At 49.4% G+C, this 16,370-nt stretch carries 15 protein-coding genes, 1 tRNA gene and 1 pseudogene; 10 read left to right on the top strand and 7 right to left on the bottom strand.

The features are described from left to right. The first annotated feature begins 127 nt into the window (after positions 1-127). Positions 128-1,318, top strand: coding sequence for an iron-containing alcohol dehydrogenase (locus DWX91_RS08450; RefSeq protein WP_022359140.1), 1,191 nt, complete (start codon positions 128-130; stop codon positions 1,316-1,318). A 190-nt stretch (positions 1,319-1,508) separates the two neighbouring features. Here DWX91_RS08450 and DWX91_RS08455 read toward each other — a convergent pair whose 3' ends face one another. Next, positions 1,509-2,798 carry a RelA/SpoT domain-containing protein gene (locus DWX91_RS08455; RefSeq protein WP_118471703.1) on the bottom strand — a complete coding sequence of 430 codons (1,290 nt, stop codon included), beginning with the start codon at positions 2,796-2,798 and terminating at the stop codon, positions 1,509-1,511. A 413-nt stretch (positions 2,799-3,211) separates the two neighbouring features. On the opposite strand from DWX91_RS08455, the gene DWX91_RS08460 reads away from it, so the two are divergent. Beyond that, complete coding sequence (locus DWX91_RS08460) at positions 3,212-4,195, top strand: 3'-5' exonuclease (protein WP_118471701.1); 984 nt, start codon at positions 3,212-3,214, stop codon at positions 4,193-4,195. A 158-nt stretch (positions 4,196-4,353) separates the two neighbouring features. On the opposite strand, the gene DWX91_RS08465 is transcribed toward DWX91_RS08460, so the two are convergent. From DWX91_RS08465 to DWX91_RS08470, 3 genes and pseudogenes are all read right to left on the bottom strand, one after another. After that, positions 4,354-5,715: a D-alanyl-D-alanine carboxypeptidase gene (locus DWX91_RS08465; RefSeq protein ID WP_412693864.1), complete on the bottom strand. Its 1,362-nt coding sequence runs from the start codon at positions 5,713-5,715 to the stop codon at positions 4,354-4,356. Then, positions 5,712-5,792, bottom strand: coding sequence for a hypothetical protein (locus tag DWX91_RS18035; RefSeq protein ID WP_412693865.1), 81 nt, complete (start codon positions 5,790-5,792; stop codon positions 5,712-5,714). Before DWX91_RS18035 ends, DWX91_RS08465 begins: the two co-directional genes overlap by 4 nt. 302 nt (positions 5,793-6,094) lie before the next feature. After that, positions 6,095-6,721, bottom strand: a pseudogene (locus DWX91_RS08470) (TIGR01906 family membrane protein); the annotation flags it as partial. Between the two features lie 440 nt (positions 6,722-7,161). On the opposite strand from DWX91_RS08470, the gene DWX91_RS08475 reads away from it, so the two are divergent. Then, positions 7,162-7,824, top strand: a complete 663-nt coding sequence (locus DWX91_RS08475) for an HAD family hydrolase (protein WP_107000922.1) — start codon at positions 7,162-7,164, stop codon at positions 7,822-7,824. Between the two features lie 140 nt (positions 7,825-7,964). Here the strand turns inward: DWX91_RS08475 and DWX91_RS08480 are convergent, their stop codons facing one another. Continuing rightward, positions 7,965-8,867: an SH3 domain-containing protein gene (locus DWX91_RS08480; protein WP_118471699.1), complete on the bottom strand. Its 903-nt coding sequence runs from the start codon at positions 8,865-8,867 to the stop codon at positions 7,965-7,967. Between the two features lie 603 nt (positions 8,868-9,470). Between DWX91_RS08480 and trmB the strand changes: the two genes are divergently transcribed. From trmB to trxA, 3 genes are all read left to right on the top strand, one after another. Continuing rightward, positions 9,471-10,106 (top strand): tRNA (guanosine(46)-N7)-methyltransferase TrmB, encoded by a 636-nt coding sequence (trmB, locus tag DWX91_RS08490; protein WP_118471695.1) that lies wholly within the window; start codon positions 9,471-9,473, stop codon positions 10,104-10,106. 250 nt (positions 10,107-10,356) lie between these two features. Beyond that, positions 10,357-10,500, top strand: a complete 144-nt coding sequence (locus DWX91_RS16600; protein ID WP_182426662.1) for a hypothetical protein — start codon at positions 10,357-10,359, stop codon at positions 10,498-10,500. A 61-nt stretch (positions 10,501-10,561) separates the two neighbouring features. Continuing rightward, entirely contained in the window at positions 10,562-10,879 is a 318-nt protein-coding gene (trxA, locus tag DWX91_RS08495; protein WP_118468980.1) for a thioredoxin, read from the top strand. A 261-nt stretch (positions 10,880-11,140) separates the two neighbouring features. Here trxA and DWX91_RS08500 read toward each other — a convergent pair. After that, positions 11,141-11,213, bottom strand: a tRNA-Lys gene (locus tag DWX91_RS08500). A 735-nt stretch (positions 11,214-11,948) separates the two neighbouring features. On the opposite strand from DWX91_RS08500, the gene nrdD reads away from it, so the two are divergent. From nrdD to DWX91_RS08520, 4 genes are all read left to right on the top strand, one after another. Beyond that, positions 11,949-14,138: an anaerobic ribonucleoside-triphosphate reductase gene (gene nrdD / locus DWX91_RS08505; RefSeq protein ID WP_118471693.1), complete on the top strand. Its 2,190-nt coding sequence runs from the start codon at positions 11,949-11,951 to the stop codon at positions 14,136-14,138. 47 nt (positions 14,139-14,185) lie between these two features. Next, on the top strand, positions 14,186-14,683 hold the full coding sequence (gene nrdG, locus DWX91_RS08510; protein ID WP_118471691.1) for an anaerobic ribonucleoside-triphosphate reductase activating protein: 498 nt from the start codon (positions 14,186-14,188) through the stop codon (positions 14,681-14,683). Positions 14,684-14,891: 208 nt separating this feature from the next. Beyond that, positions 14,892-15,506, top strand: coding sequence for a hypothetical protein (locus DWX91_RS08515; protein ID WP_118538633.1), 615 nt, complete (start codon positions 14,892-14,894; stop codon positions 15,504-15,506). Further along, positions 15,449-15,865 (top strand): hypothetical protein, encoded by a 417-nt coding sequence (locus tag DWX91_RS08520; protein ID WP_118538635.1) that lies wholly within the window; start codon positions 15,449-15,451, stop codon positions 15,863-15,865. Before DWX91_RS08515 ends, DWX91_RS08520 begins: the two co-directional genes overlap by 58 nt. Before the next feature lie 195 nt (positions 15,866-16,060). On the opposite strand, the gene DWX91_RS08525 is transcribed toward DWX91_RS08520, so the two are convergent. Beyond that, on the bottom strand, positions 16,061-16,300 hold the full coding sequence (locus DWX91_RS08525) for a helix-turn-helix domain-containing protein (RefSeq protein ID WP_022359127.1): 240 nt from the start codon (positions 16,298-16,300) through the stop codon (positions 16,061-16,063). Between the last annotated feature and the right edge of the window lie 70 nt (positions 16,301-16,370).

Below are 16,370 nucleotides of genomic sequence, written 5' to 3' on the forward strand. Positions count from 1 at the left end.
ATGTAAAATTTTTGAAAAATACACAAATATATCAAAAGTGAATAGTTAAAACAGTTGAAATCCACCAGAATGCGTGCTATAATCTGGACATAGGGTGGTTAAAAAATTAACAGGAGGTAGTATCAATATGGCTAGATTTACATTACCGAGGGATCTCTATCATGGAGAAGGATCTTTAGCGGAACTGAAAAATCTGAAAGGCAAAAAGGCAGTCGTTGTCGTTGGCGGTGGTTCCATGAAACGCTTCGGTTTCCTTCAGAAAGTAGAAGATTATCTGAAAGAAGCTGGCATGGAAGTGGCTCTGTTTGAGGGAGTAGAGCCAGATCCGAGCGTTGAGACCGTTATGAAGGGCGCAAAGCTTATGCAGGAATTTGGTCCGGACTGGATCGTAGCGATCGGCGGTGGTTCTCCAATTGATGCAGCGAAAGCGATGTGGGCATTCTACGAGTATCCAGATACCAAGTTTGAGGATCTGATCACTCCGTTCAATTTCCCGACACTGCGTACAAAAGCAAAATTCTGCGCGATTCCGTCTACTTCTGGTACAGCAACTGAAGTTACGGCATTCAGCGTTATTACCGATTATCATAAGGGTATCAAATATCCGTTAGCAGATTTCAATATCACACCAGATGTAGCGATCGTGGATCCGGAGCTGGCTGAGACCATGCCGCAGAAGCTGACCGCAAACACCGGTATGGATGCGATGACCCATGCGATCGAGGCGTATGTATCCACACTTCATTGTGATTACACCGATCCGCTGGCACTTCACGCAATCAAGATGATTCATACCTATCTGGTTAAATCTTACAATGGCGACAAAGAAGCGAGAGCACGTATGCACAACGCACAATGCCTGGCAGGTATGGCATTCTCCAATGCACTGCTTGGTATCGTCCATTCTATGGCACACAAGACAGGTGCAGCTTACTCCGGCGGACATATCGTTCACGGTGCAGCGAATGCGATGTATCTTCCGAAGGTTATTAAATTTAACTCCAAGGAACCAGAGGCAGCTTCCCGTTATGCAGATATCGCGAAGTTCATCGGTTTACAGGGAGACAGCGACGAGGCTCTGGTTGACGCTCTGATCGCCGAGATCAAAGAGATGAACAAGCAGTTAAATATCGCTCCGAGCATTAAGCTCTATGAGGGCGGAATCATTGACGAGAAAGAATTCAATGACAAACTGGCAACCGTAGCAGAGCTGGCAGTTGGCGATGCATGTACCGGTTCCAACCCGCGTTCGATCAATCCGGAGCAGATGGCGAAACTTCTGACCTGTTGCTTCTATGATACAGAGGTTGATTTCTAATTTAAGAAGCTTCTGAATTTGGAATGCAAAATTAGAATGTAAAACATCGTGTTTCGATGTTGGAAGCGGTTCTGAAAAGAATCAAATATGTAAAACAAAGAAGCCATCCGGCTAAAAACTGGATGGCTTTTATCATTGTGTTTTTTGTTAGCTGGTGTTTTACTTTTTTGGTGATTGGCGCGTTTGTGTCCTATGTGTTTTCTGCGTGGCTGTTTTTCTCACCGTTTTCTCCGTCTGCCATTGCGTCATGCTGTCCGGTCAGCTGTGCCAGAAGTGCTTTCGCTTCCTCCGTACAGCGGAGAAGCTGTGCCTGGTCCGGCAGCTCGATGTCGTGGATCAGGACATTCCGCAGCTTGCGGAGCTGGACAATCTGGTTGATCATTTCTTTGTCAAAGAGATCCATCCGCTTGAGTGTATTGATATTGAAGGCACCGCGGGAACGCGTCGAGGTGCGCCGTGCAGTCTTGTTGAGCAGGCGCTCTAATGGCACCCACTCTTCGAGGAACTGGTTGACTGCCTGCAGGGTTTCCGGTGAGGCGGTTTCCGGTTCCGCCCGCAGCTCCTGGTAGCACTGGTAGCGCTTTTCATTGCCGGAGATAATCTGATCGATGATCTGCTGGGAAATGGTGCGCCGATCCTTTTCAAATTTGACAGACCGAAGAATCGGGGTAATATCTTTGAGACCGGTGAGCTGTAAACGCTGCAAAAGCCGGTAGAGCAGGGCAATATTTCCCATTCGAAGTTCGATGTCCTCGGTTTTGAGATGGCTGCTCAGGAAATTATAGAGATAGGACGCCAGCTCGTACTGGCTTCCAAACGCGGCATTGCGGCTGCGAAGCCGCTCATTTCCGGCTGCCTGTAGGCGTTCCAGCGCGATCTCGCCGGCAAGGACCAGACCATTTAACTCATCTAAGATCGACAGCTCTTCCTCGGATAAAGTTCCCTGCATTGGCTTGTAAATCAGATCATGTTCAACCTCGGACCAGGCGTGCATGATCAGGGACGCCACCTGGATCTCGATGCGCGCCGATTCGTATTTTTTCTGTGATTCATTCAAAATTTCATCGCGCATCCGCGCGCGGTAATGGTTCGCCCAATAGCCGGAAAACCGTTTGTGGTAAGTCGGGGGTTTCGACTGTTCCGGGAACTGTTTAAATTCCAGGATGTTGAAAAGCTCCGAGATGATCGCATCTACCTTGCCGCGGTCACCGGGGAAATACAGGGAGACGCGTACACCGGACAGATCGGCAATGTCGTCGTAGATTTCCTCGATTGTCTGGTATGGTTCTTCACGTCTGGAATTGCGCCGCTGCACTTTTGTGCGGAGTCTGGCGGGATTCTTGGCGCGAGAGGTCACGATCGCCCGGATACCGGCATTTTGCAGGGCGAGCTGGAGTTTCTCTGCCGCGAGCCGTCCGGCTGCGTCGTAGAACGTCCATTTCATCTTGTATGTATCGATAAATTGTTGTATTAAATCCATAAGCAGCCCCTCCCAAGGTGCATAATAAAGCTTAGAAGAAAGCATTCTGATAAAAGAAATGCTTCTTCGTTCTATCATGAAGTATAGCAAAGATGGAAGCACTCTGCCAGTGGTTCTATGTAAAAAATATGTTACTGTACACGCATACGTGTCCAGTAACGGAATTTGCCGTGGCTTCGCATTTAAATACGGCAAATTCCTGCTGCCACCACGTTTTCTTACGGCACTTTCGGTTCCAAAAGTGCCTACCCGTGTATAGTAACAAAAATATTACTGTCCCCACATGTGTGCCCGGTAACCTAATATGGACTTATACACAGATTTGTGGTAAAGTTATGGACAGTGACAACGTGAAGAAAGAAAAGTAAGAGGTAACGCAGAGAAAACGGAACCGTTACAAAGAGACGAGAATTATGGGACAGTTTATAGTATTGGATCTGGAATGGAACCAGAGTCCGGCGGGCAAGGAAGGCTCGATGAATCGGCTTCCATTTGAGATTATTGAGATAGGCGCGGTAAAATTAAATAAAAATCTTCAAATCATTTCGGAATTTCGCCGTCTGATCCGCCCGCGGGTGTACCGGCAGATGCATTATAAGATATCAGAAGTGACGCATATGTCGATCGAGCAGCTTGACACAGAAGGCGAGGATTTTGTGCGTGCGATGACCGAATTTTTAGAATGGTGCGGGGATGATTACCGGTTCTGTACGTGGGGCTCGATGGATCTGACCGAATTGCAGCGGAATATGGTGTATCACGGGATGGAGCTGCAGTTTCCATCGCCGCTTCTCTATTATGATTTGCAGAAAATCTATGCCCTGATCCACGGCACCAAGCAAAAGGAGTCGTTAGATACCGTGGTAGAGGAATTGCACCTCACGGAAGATCGCCCGTTCCACCGGGCGCTGGATGATGCGTACTACACGGGGCGTGTCATGAGTGAGATGGACTTTTACAGCATGATGGAGTATGTTTCAGTGGATTATTACCAGCCGCCGCTGACGGAGGAGGAAGAGATCTACCTGGAATTTCCAGAATATGCGAAATTTGTGTCGCGTGAGCATGAGACGAAGGAAGAGATTTTGGAGGAACGGCGTGTGGCGGAGATGGTTTGTTACAAATGCCGCCGGACCTTGCGGAAAAAGATCCGCTGGTTTTCCTCAAACCAGAAATTTTACTTCTGTCTGGCGGTCTGCCCGGAGCACGGTTATATGAAGGGAAAGATTCGGATGAAGAAGTCGGAGGACGGCTCGTTCTTTGCTGTTAAGACGACGAAGCTGGTCGGTGAAGAGGGAGCGGCCTACGTGGAGCAGAAGAAGGAGGAAACGAAGAAGAAGCGCGCGGAACGCAACAAGGCGAAGAAGTCTGGAAAGGCGGTAGAAGCAGCCGAGTAGGGTGAAGGCAGCCGAGCGGATGGAGCGTATGAAATAGAAATTAGAGAAAAGAAAAAATTCATAGAAAAGAGTTACTGGATATGGAAATGTTTCTCCTGCCTGTTTAGAGTAAGGTAAAAGAAGAGAATTTCCACATCTGGTAACTCTTTTTGTGTCAGTTATGGGATTTTATGCGATCGTTTCTTCCTTTTTTTCGCCAGCGCCGTTCGGCGGTCCTGCATCATCAGGTCGAAATCTGCTTCGGACATTCCGCTGTCGCGCAGACGTTCCGCGCGCCGTCTGCGGCGTTCTGCGAGGGCGTCCTCCTCCTGGCGGCGCTGCATCTGGAGAAAACGGATGCCGGCGGTGACCGCGCCGATCACGACAAGAATGGCGGTCAGTGCGGCGATGAATGCCGGTGGAACGCGGACGGAAATATGAAACAGCTGTCCAAAGGATTTACCGGTGGAACTATTTTCCTGATTAGCAGCCGATTCGGGCGGATTGGAGAGCGGCAAGGCCTCCGAGGAGCCGTTTGAGAGGGCAGTGTCGGAGCTGTCCTGCGCGGTAGCTGTTGCCGCCTGGGATACGAGCTTTTCAGGAATATCTGCCGCTGTCTGGCTGCTGTCGGTGAGGGTCAGATATGCCTGGCCAACCTTGTGATCGCCGAGCGAATAAGTGACACAGGCGATCGTGCCGTCCGGTGCGCCAGCCGGGATCTCATAGTCGAAGGAGGTCGTTGTCTCCGAGAAATCCGCTGTTTTTGGAAGTACCACGCGGCTATCTGGGTCGATGGACAGGGATTCGCCCCCGGCGGTAGACACATCTGCAATTTTTAAATCTTTTCCGATATTTGAAAAAGTTTGATCATAATCTGCAATTTTGACCGACTGGAAATTGTTAAATCCAAAGTCGAGTAGCCGGCAGGTATCCTCATACTGCGTGTTGTTGCTGTGCAGGATGACGGTAATCAGTGTCGTATCGCCCTGTCTGGCACCATTGACCAGTGTGTTGAGGGCGATGGAGGTATAACCGGTTTTGCCGCCGAGGACGTCCGGACGGTAGTACTGCGGCCAGTTCTTTTTGACCAGCTTATTGCCCGGGGAGATGCCCTGTCCCTCGGGATTTTTCTGGTTCGGCGGCAGTTTATAGTAGGTTGTCTCGACGATCTTGGCAAACGTAGGATTTTCAAATGCCGCCCGCGTGATGAGCGCCATGTCGTAGGCGCTGACATAGTGTTCCTCGTTATTCAGACCGCTCGGATTTGCAAAATGCGAATCCTGGCACCCAAGCTCGGCGGCTTTTTCATTCATCAAAACAGCAAATGCATCAGCGGAGCCAGCAACGTGCTCGGCGAGTGCGTTGGCAGCCTCATTGGCTGATTTTAAAAGCAGGGCGTAGAGGCAGTCCTTGACGCTGGCAGTATCGCCTGTATCGTATCCGGCGCTGCTGCTGTTGGACTCCACGTTGTAGACCGCGCTCTCGGAAAAGGTGACCGTCTCATCGAGGGAACAGTGCTCCAGAACGATGAGGGAGGTCAGAACCTCGTGATACTGGCGGGAGAGTAGGTTTCATGGATGTTTTTTCCATATAAAACGACTCCGGTGTTGGCGTCCATGACGATCCCGGCATCGGAGTCAATGGAAATGTCCGCTGGCCAGTCGGTGGAGGCAAGCGCTGCATCGGGGCGGCGAGCAGGGACAGCAAAAGTGTACCAATTAAAAACAAGGACAACTTGCTGCCTGTGCTGCCAGCAATTTTCGTCTTCAAATCCGGAGCAGCCGGGTGGCTGGAACTACCTGGAGAGCTGCCGCCTCCGGAATTTCTGGAATTTTCTGCTCCTGATTTGCCCCTGCGGTGTTCCCGCAGGATACATGCAAGACAGAGAAGAAACAGGGCGCCGGTCATCAGGCAGAAGGTGATGCCGATCCGGGCGGCGGTGTCCATGAAAAATGGTTCCGGCACGATGTTGATCAGAAGATCGGTCCGCGGATCGAGCTGCCAGAGATCGTTGGTAAAGAAGATTTTGTGGAAAATAATAAAATATTTCGTAAAATCAGTGGAAATGATCCCGGCAAGCAGGGCGGTCACGCCCAGAAATAAAACCGTCCCGGCGCAGAGCATCCGTGGCAGCAGGTGTTTTAACGGAACCTTGAAAAGTGCCAGCAGTGCAACCGATGCCGCTGCCAGAAACAGGCAGAGGCGGCGCAGCGCCAGTCCTCCGAGAAAGAGGTTGCGGACATCCGCCATGTGCGCCTTCTCCCTGGCGTTGAAAAATTCGCGCGGCGTCCCGTCTACGACGGTGTCAATGTTCAGATCGTCGCGGCTGCCGCGCAGATACGCCATCATCTCGTCCGTCACGTAAAGCAGGTCGTCCATTTCCATATGGACATCATCGGCAACCTGGTAGCGGGTATATTCATTTTCATAATAATGCGGCGTCCAGTAGGCGACGGCTTCCACCGAGGTGATCAGAAACACGATCATCAGACTGAAAGCACAGATAAGCCCCAGAAGCCAGCTTAAATATGTTTTTTTCTGTGTCATATAAAACCTTTCGCGGCTGTCAGGTTGTGGTACAGCTGCAGCCTTTTATTTTATGTGATAAATTTGTAAAGAGGTCGTTTGTTCTATTTTCCCTGAAACGGCTCTGTATGTTAAAGTTTCCGCTTCGCTATCCAGTATAACAGTTTCGGGGAAGCATGAAAAGGCGAGAAATGGAAAAATATGTGAAATTTTTGTTACTGTTTACGGGTAGGCACTTTTGGAACCGAAAGTGCCGTAAGAAAACATGGTGGCAGCAGGAATTTGCCGTATTTGAATGCGAAGCCACGGCAAATTCCGTTACTGGGCACGATGCGTGAACAGTAATAAATTTTTCGAAAGAATGGCGGGAGGGTGGAATAGGGGCTTGTCAGCTGGCGGGGGATTCCTGTATACTGGGGGAAGATGTTATAATCTGGAGCAGAAAGAGAGAGGATACGAATATGATAAAGGCAGTCATCTTTGATATGGATGGGGTCATCATTGACAGTGAAGGAATTTATCTGAATTATCTGTATGAATATGCAAAAACGAAAAATCCGGAGGTGACTCTGGAAAGTCTGCACGGGACGGTGGGGACGACGAAGCAGGACTGCTGGATGGTTGTGGAGAAGGCGATCCACAATGGTCAGACCTGGCAGGAGCTGCATGACGAGTATCTGGGGCGCTGGACGGACATTTTTAATTCGATTGATTATCTCTCGATCTTCCGCCCGGAGATTCTGGATGTGATGGATCGCCTGAAAGCGGAGGGCTTCCGGCTGGCGGTCGCATCCGCGACGAATATTGAGCAGGTGGAGCGCATTTTAAAGGAAAATGGCGTGGCGTCCCGTCTGGAGCGGATGATCAGTGCGAGTACGTTCAAGCGCAGCAAGCCGGATCCGGCGGTTTACCTCTATACGGCGGAGCAGATGGGCCTGCAGCCGGAGGAGTGCCTTGTGATTGAGGATTCGACGGTCGGCATCACGGCGGGGCACTGCGCGGGAATGACAGTGGCGGCGCTCATCGATAACCGTTTTTCCTTTGACCGGAGCCTGGCGGACTATGAGTTAAATTCGCTGGAGGAGATTGTGCCGCTGGCGGAGAAAATTCGGGATTTGAAGTAAAATTTGAGTTGAGTAAATTCAGGGATTCATTGCGGAAAGTATAATTGCGAAAGTGATGAACCATTGTACAAAGAAAATGAAAAGGAACCATGTATGTCAGGGAGAAGAATCACTGCATGTATGGTTCCTTTTTTGGCTGATTACTGCGAAACCTGCCGGATAAAGTCTCTGGAAACGTAGGCTTCCTGTCCGTTGTAGCTGATTACCGCCCATTTTTCGTCGTAATCACGGAGATATTCCACATCGGTATCTGGTGCTAGAACACCAATCCTGTCAGTGTCGGTGGATGGTTCCGGACGGACATTGACTGTGTCGGTGGTCCGGTAAACGGTCGATTCTGCGGCAACGGTCTCTGCCTCGGTTTCTGGAGCCAGCGATTCGGTGCTGACGGCTGCAGTAGAATCCGGTTTGGCATCCGTCGCAGGGCGTATCATCTTGATGATCAAAAGCAGCAGGATGATAATAATAATCAGAAGCACTGGTTTAATAATGCTTCGAAATTCAAAAGACGGACCGCCTGCATAGGCGCGCGGACGGCGTCCCCCGGAGTTGCCGGAACGTGTGCCGGCAGGTTTTCCGTTTCCAGAGCCGGCAGAGGGATGGCGGCTGTTCCCGCGAAGGCGGGAAGAAGCGGAGGTTGGAGCTGCACTTCGGGAAGCCCGGGTGGATTTTTTTGTGTCATTGTAGTCATTTGCGAAGGTGTAGACCTCCTGCGACAGAAGGTGATGCGCCTGATTGGCGTTGTAGGCGCTGTTGTCTCCCTCATGGATCGCCTTGTTGCCGATCGTGCGGATCTTGTGGTAATGTTCGCAGGTGGTCTTGCTGATTTTTCCGGCGCTGTAGAGGGCATCGATCATTTCCAGAAGGCCGGTCTCCAGAATGCCATACCGCTCGCAGAGGCATTTGACCATGTATTCAAGGGTCTGGCGGGCTTTCACCATCGCCAGGTTATAATTCTTCTGTCCGATCAGGCGCTCGGTCTCGCGAACCCCGCCGTGGATTTGTTCCCAGGTGCTCTGACCTGTGTTAGCTGTTGTTCCCATAGGCATATCCTCCTGTGTATATGATGCAGGTCCGAAACCGGCGTGCCGACGGCTGTTCCCGGACGGATCCTGACTTTTGAATGTCCGGCGAACGGGTGAAAAGACGGCAGCCATTTCGTGACCGTATGTTTGGTTTTGTTCTAAAATTATTATAATATAATCGGTTGAATTATTCATCTATAAAATGATGAAAATTGGAAAAGTTATGAAATTTGTAAGAAAAGGACACAAAGTCGGACGGATTAGAAAGGACGGCATGGAGGAGAGTGGAGGCTGTTTATGGGCAGGCATTTTTGGAACCGAAAGTGCCGCAAGAAAACGTGGGGGCAGCAGGAATTTGCCGTATTTAAATGCGAAGCCACGGCAAATTCCGTTACTGGGCACGTATGCGTGAACAGTAACACGGGGATCGTATGCGTGAACAGTAACACGGGGATCGTAAAATGGTGTGAAAATAGAGCACCTTTGCTTGCGAAATGGGGGCTTCAATGGTAAGATAAGGATAGATCCGGCGGGTAAGCCGGGGCGTCTCAACGGAATGATACGGTACGGAAGAAAGTCCATCCGGGACGGCGCAGATTGTAGACAGCAGGAGGAACGAAGATGAGATTACGCCATATACCGGGCGCAGAGCAGATGATAGAAGAAACCCCGCATGTGGTTCATGGGGCGAAGGAGAAGAAGGGAACCTGGCAGCAGATTTTTGGAAATGACCATCCGATCCGCATCGAGGTGGGTATGGGTAAAGGTCAGTTTATTTTGGAGCAGGCGTCCCGCAACCCGGATGTGAATTTTGTGGGTATTGAGAAATATTCGACGGTTCTTTTAAAGGCGATCCGCAAGAGAGAACAGATGGAACTGTCCAATATCTATTTCTTATGTGAGGATGCCAGAGAATTGGCAGAGATTTTTGGACCGGGGGAAGTAGAGCGGATTTATTTGAATTTTTCGGATCCGTGGCCGAAGGACCGACATGCGAGACGGAGACTGACCTCGCCGCCATTTATGGCAGTGTACGATCAGATTCTCCAGAAGGATGGAAGAGTCGAGTTCAAGACGGACAACCAGGATTTATTTTCCTATTCCCTGGAAGCCATCCCGGAGGCGGGCTGGCACATCACAGAATATACCCGTGACCTGCACCACAGCGAGATGGCAGAGGGCAACGTTATGACCGAGTACGAGGCAAAGTTCTCGGCGCAGGGCAAGCCGATCTGCAAGCTGGTGGCAGTGCGGTAGGAAAATCATTACTGTACACGGGTAGGCACTTTTGGAACCGAAAGTGCCGTAAGAAAACGTGGTGGTAGCAGGAATTTGCCGTATTTAACGGTTATCTGAGCTGGCAGAGCCGGAATAAAGAAAATAAAAGCTGCATATAGTTACTATAATATAAAGAGGGATGGCTGGATGCGCGGCGGTGCTTTTTGTGAGAAACCTGGACTCACATGAACGGTGACGATGCGCGCCGTGTGTTTGCCAGAAGTCAGGAATGGATATTAAAAAGCAGCTCACACGGAAACTTGTTCAGGCGACCAGCGATAAGGTGGAACTGAATAAACAGGCGTTAAAATGGAAAAAATCGATGGAAGAGGCAGCAAAGGCACTGGGAGGCGGTAAAAAGAAGCCGTCGTAAAGAGAAACAGGGCATTTCTGTTGACTGCCTGTATGGATAGAACGAAAGGAGGAAATGAGTGATGGAGATGAAGTTTACGACCGCGAATTTTGAGGAGGAGGTACTGAAATCGGAGATTCCGGTACTGGTTGATTTTTATGCAGACTGGTGCGGTCCGTGCCAGATGATGGCGCCGGTGATCGGGCAGCTGGCGGGCGAGTATGAGGGAAGAGTGAAGATCGGAAAGCTGAATGTCGATGAGAACCCGGATATTGCAGTCCGGTATAAGGTTATGTCGATCCCGACGATGATTATTTTCCGGAATGGGGAAGTATTCAGCAAGGAAGTCGGCGCTAGTTCAAAGAAGGAAGTGGAGAAGGCGATTGGGCGGGCACTGTAAAAGCTGCGTCTTTGGAGTCCGGCGTGGGGCGGGGTAAAAAAGGTTGCGTCTTTGAGTCCCGGCGTGCGGCAGCTCGAAAAAGCTGGCGCTTTTCCTCGCTGTCGGGCATTCGCCCTATAAAGAAAAAAAGAGATAACGGATGCTGCTTATGTGCAAGCACAACGCGTCATCCGCCATCTCTTTTTTTCTTTGCACGCCTCATTGCTAACGCACAAAGTGCCTGCCCCACAGCTCTCGGTCTGCGAAACAAGCACTTGATAGTGCGCCTTCAGGGACTCGAACCCTGGACAAATAGATTAAGAGTCTACTGCTCTACCAACTGAGCTAAAGGCGCTTATTTTGTTTTCTTGCGGATGCCTCATCCGTAAGACATGTGTTATTCTACTCCATCCAGAATAAAATGTCAACAGTTTTTTAAATATTTTTAAAAATATTTTAAAAAGCATTATTTTCGGTATTTTTAAAACAGATAAGGGTATGGGCGAAGGAGACTCAGAGGGTATATGGGATGCAGCCATGGGAGAAATGACGAGGTGGGTTTTGCACATGGGACGGTGGATAAGTCTGGAAAGAACGTCGTGGAAAGGAGATCACAGATTTGGGTGTTTGTAAAGGGAGAAAATGATTTTTGTGCAAAATTCTGATTCGAAAAAATATAGGGGAATCCTCTTCCATTTTTAATCTAATTGGTGTATGCTTAAATACGTCACGACGAACACACTATATATTGTGTTATGAAAGAAATCGAGTTCAATATTTTGTATGTAATTCTAAAAATTACCTAAATACAAATCAAAAATAAAGCCAATCGTAAGACAAGTCGGAACGGAAAAGAATCCTGTCAGTGAAGGCATCCGGACATGAAAAATAGCCTGTCAGAAGAAGGCGCTGCTCTCATGAATGAGGAAATGAGAGTAAGCTGGGGGACGGGAAATGGATACAGATGGATGTTCGATGTATGCCATAAAAGTAGAAAGAGAAATCACAGAAACAGGAACCGGCGAGTCAATTGATAGATTATAGAAGACAAGTCATAAAACGGGCTTAAGGGTAAGGAGAGGGAACAGGGATGGAAGACACAGTAACAACCAATGTAATCAAACGAAATGGAGAAGAAGTACATTTTGACCGGGAGAAGATCGTAAATGCGATCACAAAAGCGAACGGCAATGTGGAGCGTATTCACCAGATGAACCCGTACCAGATTGAAGCGATTGCAGATACGATCGCCGAGCAGGTGCAGGAGACGCCGCACGCGGTGAATGTGGAAGACATCCAGGATATGGTAGAGACCAGCATTATGGAGATGCGTGGTTATGAGGTTGCACAGAAATATGTGCGCTACCGCTACCGCAGGGAGTTAAAACGCAAGTCCAACACGACCGATAACGGCATCCTGGCACTTTTGGACCATATTAATGAAGAAGTGAATCAGGAAAACTCCAACAAGAACCCGGTCATCAACTCGACCCAGCGTGACTACATGGCGGGCGAGGTCAGCAAGGACTTATCCAAGCGTGTGCTGCTGCCGGAGGAGATCGTCCGCGCGCATGAGGAAGGCATCATCCATTTCCATGATACCGACTATTTTGCACAGAAGGAGCACAACTGCGACCTGATCAATCTGGAGGATATGCTGCAGAATGGCACTGTGATCAGTGAGACGATGATCGAGAAGCCGCACAGTTTCTTTACGGCCTGCAACGTGACCACCCAGATCGTGGCGCAGGTAGCCAGCAACCAGTATGGCGGACAGTCCTTTACTCTGGCGCATCTGGCACCGTTTGTGGACATCAGCCGTCAGAAGCTGCGCAAGAACGTGATTGCAGAGCGCACCGAGTGCGGCGAGGCACTGGATGAGGATATCATCAACCGCGTGACCGAACGCCGTCTGCGCGAGGAGGTTAAGAGCGGCATCCAGACGATCCAGTACCAGCTTATCACCCTGATGACCTGTAACGGACAGGCTCCGTTTGTCACGGTATTTATGTATCTGGACGAGGTCCCGGAGGGACGGACCAGAGATGACCTTGCGATGATCATCGAGGAAGTGATGCTGCAGAGAATGCAGGGCGTCAAGAATGAAAAGGGCGTCTGGATCACACCGGCGTTCCCGAAACTTATCTATGTGCTGGATGAGGACAATATTACGGAAGGTTCGAAATATTGGCACCTGACTGAGCTGGCAGCGAAATGTACCGCGAAACGGATGGTTCCGGACTACATTTCCGCTAAGATTATGAAGGAATTAAAGAAGGGCGAGGTTTACCCGTGCATGGGCTGCCGTTCTTTCCTGACGGTAGAAGATTCCCAGATGCTGCCGAACGGTAAGCATAAATTCTATGGACGTTTCAACCAGGGTGTTGTCACGATTAACCTGGTCGATGTGGCTTGTTCTTCGGAGGGAGATATGGACCGTTTCTGGCAGATTCTCGATGAGAGACTGGAACTGTGCCATCGTGCGCTCCGCTGCCGTCATGAGAGGCTGCTCGGCACGATCTCCGATGTGGCGCCGATTCTGTGGCAGAATGGTGCGCTTGCCCGCCTGAAAAAGGGTGAGACGATCGACAAACTCCTGTACAACGGCTATTCTACGATTTCTCTGGGATATGCAGGTCTGTATGAGATGTGTATGCGGATGTTAGGAAAATCCCACACCGATCCGGAGGCGAAGCCATTTGCACTGAAAGTTATGCAGCGTCTGAATGATAAATGCAAAGAGTGGAGAGAGGCGGAGAACATCAGCTATTCTGTATACGGCACGCCGATGGAGTCTACGACTTATAAATTTGCAAAATGCCTGCAGAAGCGCTTCGGTATCATTCCGGGCGTTACGGATAAGAACTATATCACGAACAGCTACCATGTACACGTATCCGAGAAGATTGACGCGTTCAGTAAGCTGAAATTTGAGGCAGAGTTCCAGAAGCTCTCCCCGGGCGGTGCGATCAGCTACATCGAGGTGCCGAATATGCAGACTAATATTCCGGCAGTTCTCTCTGTAATGCAGTTTATCTACAATAACATTATGTACGCGGAGCTGAACACCAAGAGTGATTTCTGTGAGAAGTGTGGCTATGACGGCGAGATCAAGATTGTTGAGGATGAGGCTGGCAAGCTGGTGTGGGAGTGCCCGAACTGCGGCAACCGCGACCAGAACAAGCTCTTTGTCGCACGCCGTACCTGCGGCTACATCGGAACCCAGTTCTGGAATCAGGGACGTACCCAGGAGATCCGCGATCGGGTGCTGCATCTGTAGGATGTGGTGAAAGCCTCCGAGAGTACTTTGGTCTAGGGGAGGAAGATATGTATTACGGAACCATCAAAAAGTATGATATTGCCAACGGTCCTGGCGTGCGCGTCAGCTTGTTTGTGTCGGGCTGCCGCCATCACTGTAAGGGCTGTTTCAATGCGGAGACGTGGGATTTCCGATATGGACAGTTATATACAGAAGAGACGGAGAAAGAGATTTTAGCGGCATTGGAGCCGGGATATATACAGGGCTTTACGCTGCTCGGCGGAGAACCGTTTGAGCCGGAAAACCAGATGGAACTGGTACATTTACTCCGGAAGGTGCGCGAGACGTATCCGGAGAAGGATATCTGGTGCTACAGCGGCTATCTCTGGGATCGGGATCTGGCAGCCGGCGGCGTGGTCCATACAGAGGTGACAGACGAGATGCTGTCCTATGTAGATGTGCTGGTGGACGGAGAGTTCGTGGAAGCGGAGAAGGATCTGACCCTGCAGTTTCGCGGAAGCCGGAACCAGAGGATTCTGGAGCTTAAGAGAATAGGAAGAAAATAATAAGAATGAGATAAAAAGCTGCTGCAGATCGGAAAAAACTTTCTGATCTGCGTCAGCTTTTTGCATTACAAGGGAGATACAGCAAGCATATACGTGCCTTTGTAATCCGGGGCAGGCTATCATAAGTGGATATTTGCTTCAAGGGGCATAAATAACCCACCTAAGCATCCGTATTTGTGGTAAGATGGACTTAATAGGGGGTATAGCTATGGAGTCTGGAATTCTGATGATTGTGATAGTGGTTATGGGCATCTTTTATCCGGCATATACGGCCTGGATTTCCCTTGTGGAGGCACCGGTGTATCTAAAGATAGGTTTCTTGTTTACTATGTCAGGAGCGCTTCTCGTCATGAGAATCCTGAGGAAAGAAAAGCAGATAAAATGGATGGTTCTGCTTGGCATTCTGGGGGTATATGCCTGGAGTCTGTATAGTTGGTATGACGAAGAGTGCCATTACCAGTATGCGAGAAGCGTGCATGGAGATTCGGGCAATGCTTTGATGCTGTTTGTTGGCACCTTTACATGTCTGATACCGTTGTTTTTGCTGGATGCTGAACTGACCAGGTGGATGGAGTCCCGGAAGAAAAAGAAAGAAGAGAGTCCTGAATCTGAGAAGGAAACAGAGAAAAAAGAAAACCGTCTGGCAGCAGGAATGAAAAACTGGTTTGGAAAGCATCGCCAGACTCTCTGTACGCTGCTTATCTGTGCGATGGGCTGTGGACTTCTTATGATCCTGCTGTATCCGTATAAGTGCCGGGAGGAAGGATGTTACAATCTGGCCTCGATGACTTATACTGTGAACAGCACTGGGCAGAGAAGATAGAAGAAAGTAAACGGGAAGAAGAGGAACGTAAAAAAAGAGAACGGGCTGAGCTGATAGAATTACAGAAGAAAAAAGAAGAAGAGGAATCCAGAAGCCATGAGGAATATCTTAAGCGGATAGAAGAGGATCCCTTGTGGGAACTGAAACAACGGAGTCGTAAAAACACACCTGCGCAGAGGGGAATACCACCGGTGCAAAAGAATCTCCAGAATCCCTATGCGGCTTATGATGCAGGATATGATGATGTTATGGAAGGTGATGATTATGACTGGGATCGCTACCGCCGGGATTCAGAATATGCCGATGGTGTAGATGATGCCCTGGATGAGCGGGAAGAGTATGGACGGGATGACTGGTAAGGTATCTTGCTGGTGGACACCTTATATATAATATTCGGATAGGTTAAGCGGTACTGTCTTTTCAGAGGCGGTACCGCTTCTGTTTTTAAAAATAGGATCACCAAAAAGAGCTGTCACAAAAGCCGGTACAAACCGTCGGTTGACAGCTCTTTTTTGGCGTGCGATCCGCACATGAAATTACTTGTTTCCGAATGTTTAATACATTCCATCGTAAGGATCTTCTTCCTCATGAACTTCAAATAGATCGCCGGGCGTACAGTCCAGTGCGGAGCAGATGCGGGCGATGGTGCTGAAGCGGATGGATTCAGTTTCATTGTCCAGAATCCGGCTGGCATTTTTATAGCCAAGCCCGGTCATGGCGATAAAACGGTATTTCGTCAGACGCTTTTCAGCCAAAAGTTTATGAATGCGAAGTTTAATCGTGACAGTTTTCAATTCGGAATTTCCTCCTTTGTATACACACAGTGTCACATTAAATATAAAGGATTTTCAATGTGCGGATAAC

The sequence above is a fragment of the Clostridium sp. AF22-10 genome (assembly GCF_003478725.1).
Taxonomy (GTDB): Bacteria; Bacillota; Clostridia; order Lachnospirales; family Lachnospiraceae; genus Otoolea; species Otoolea fessa.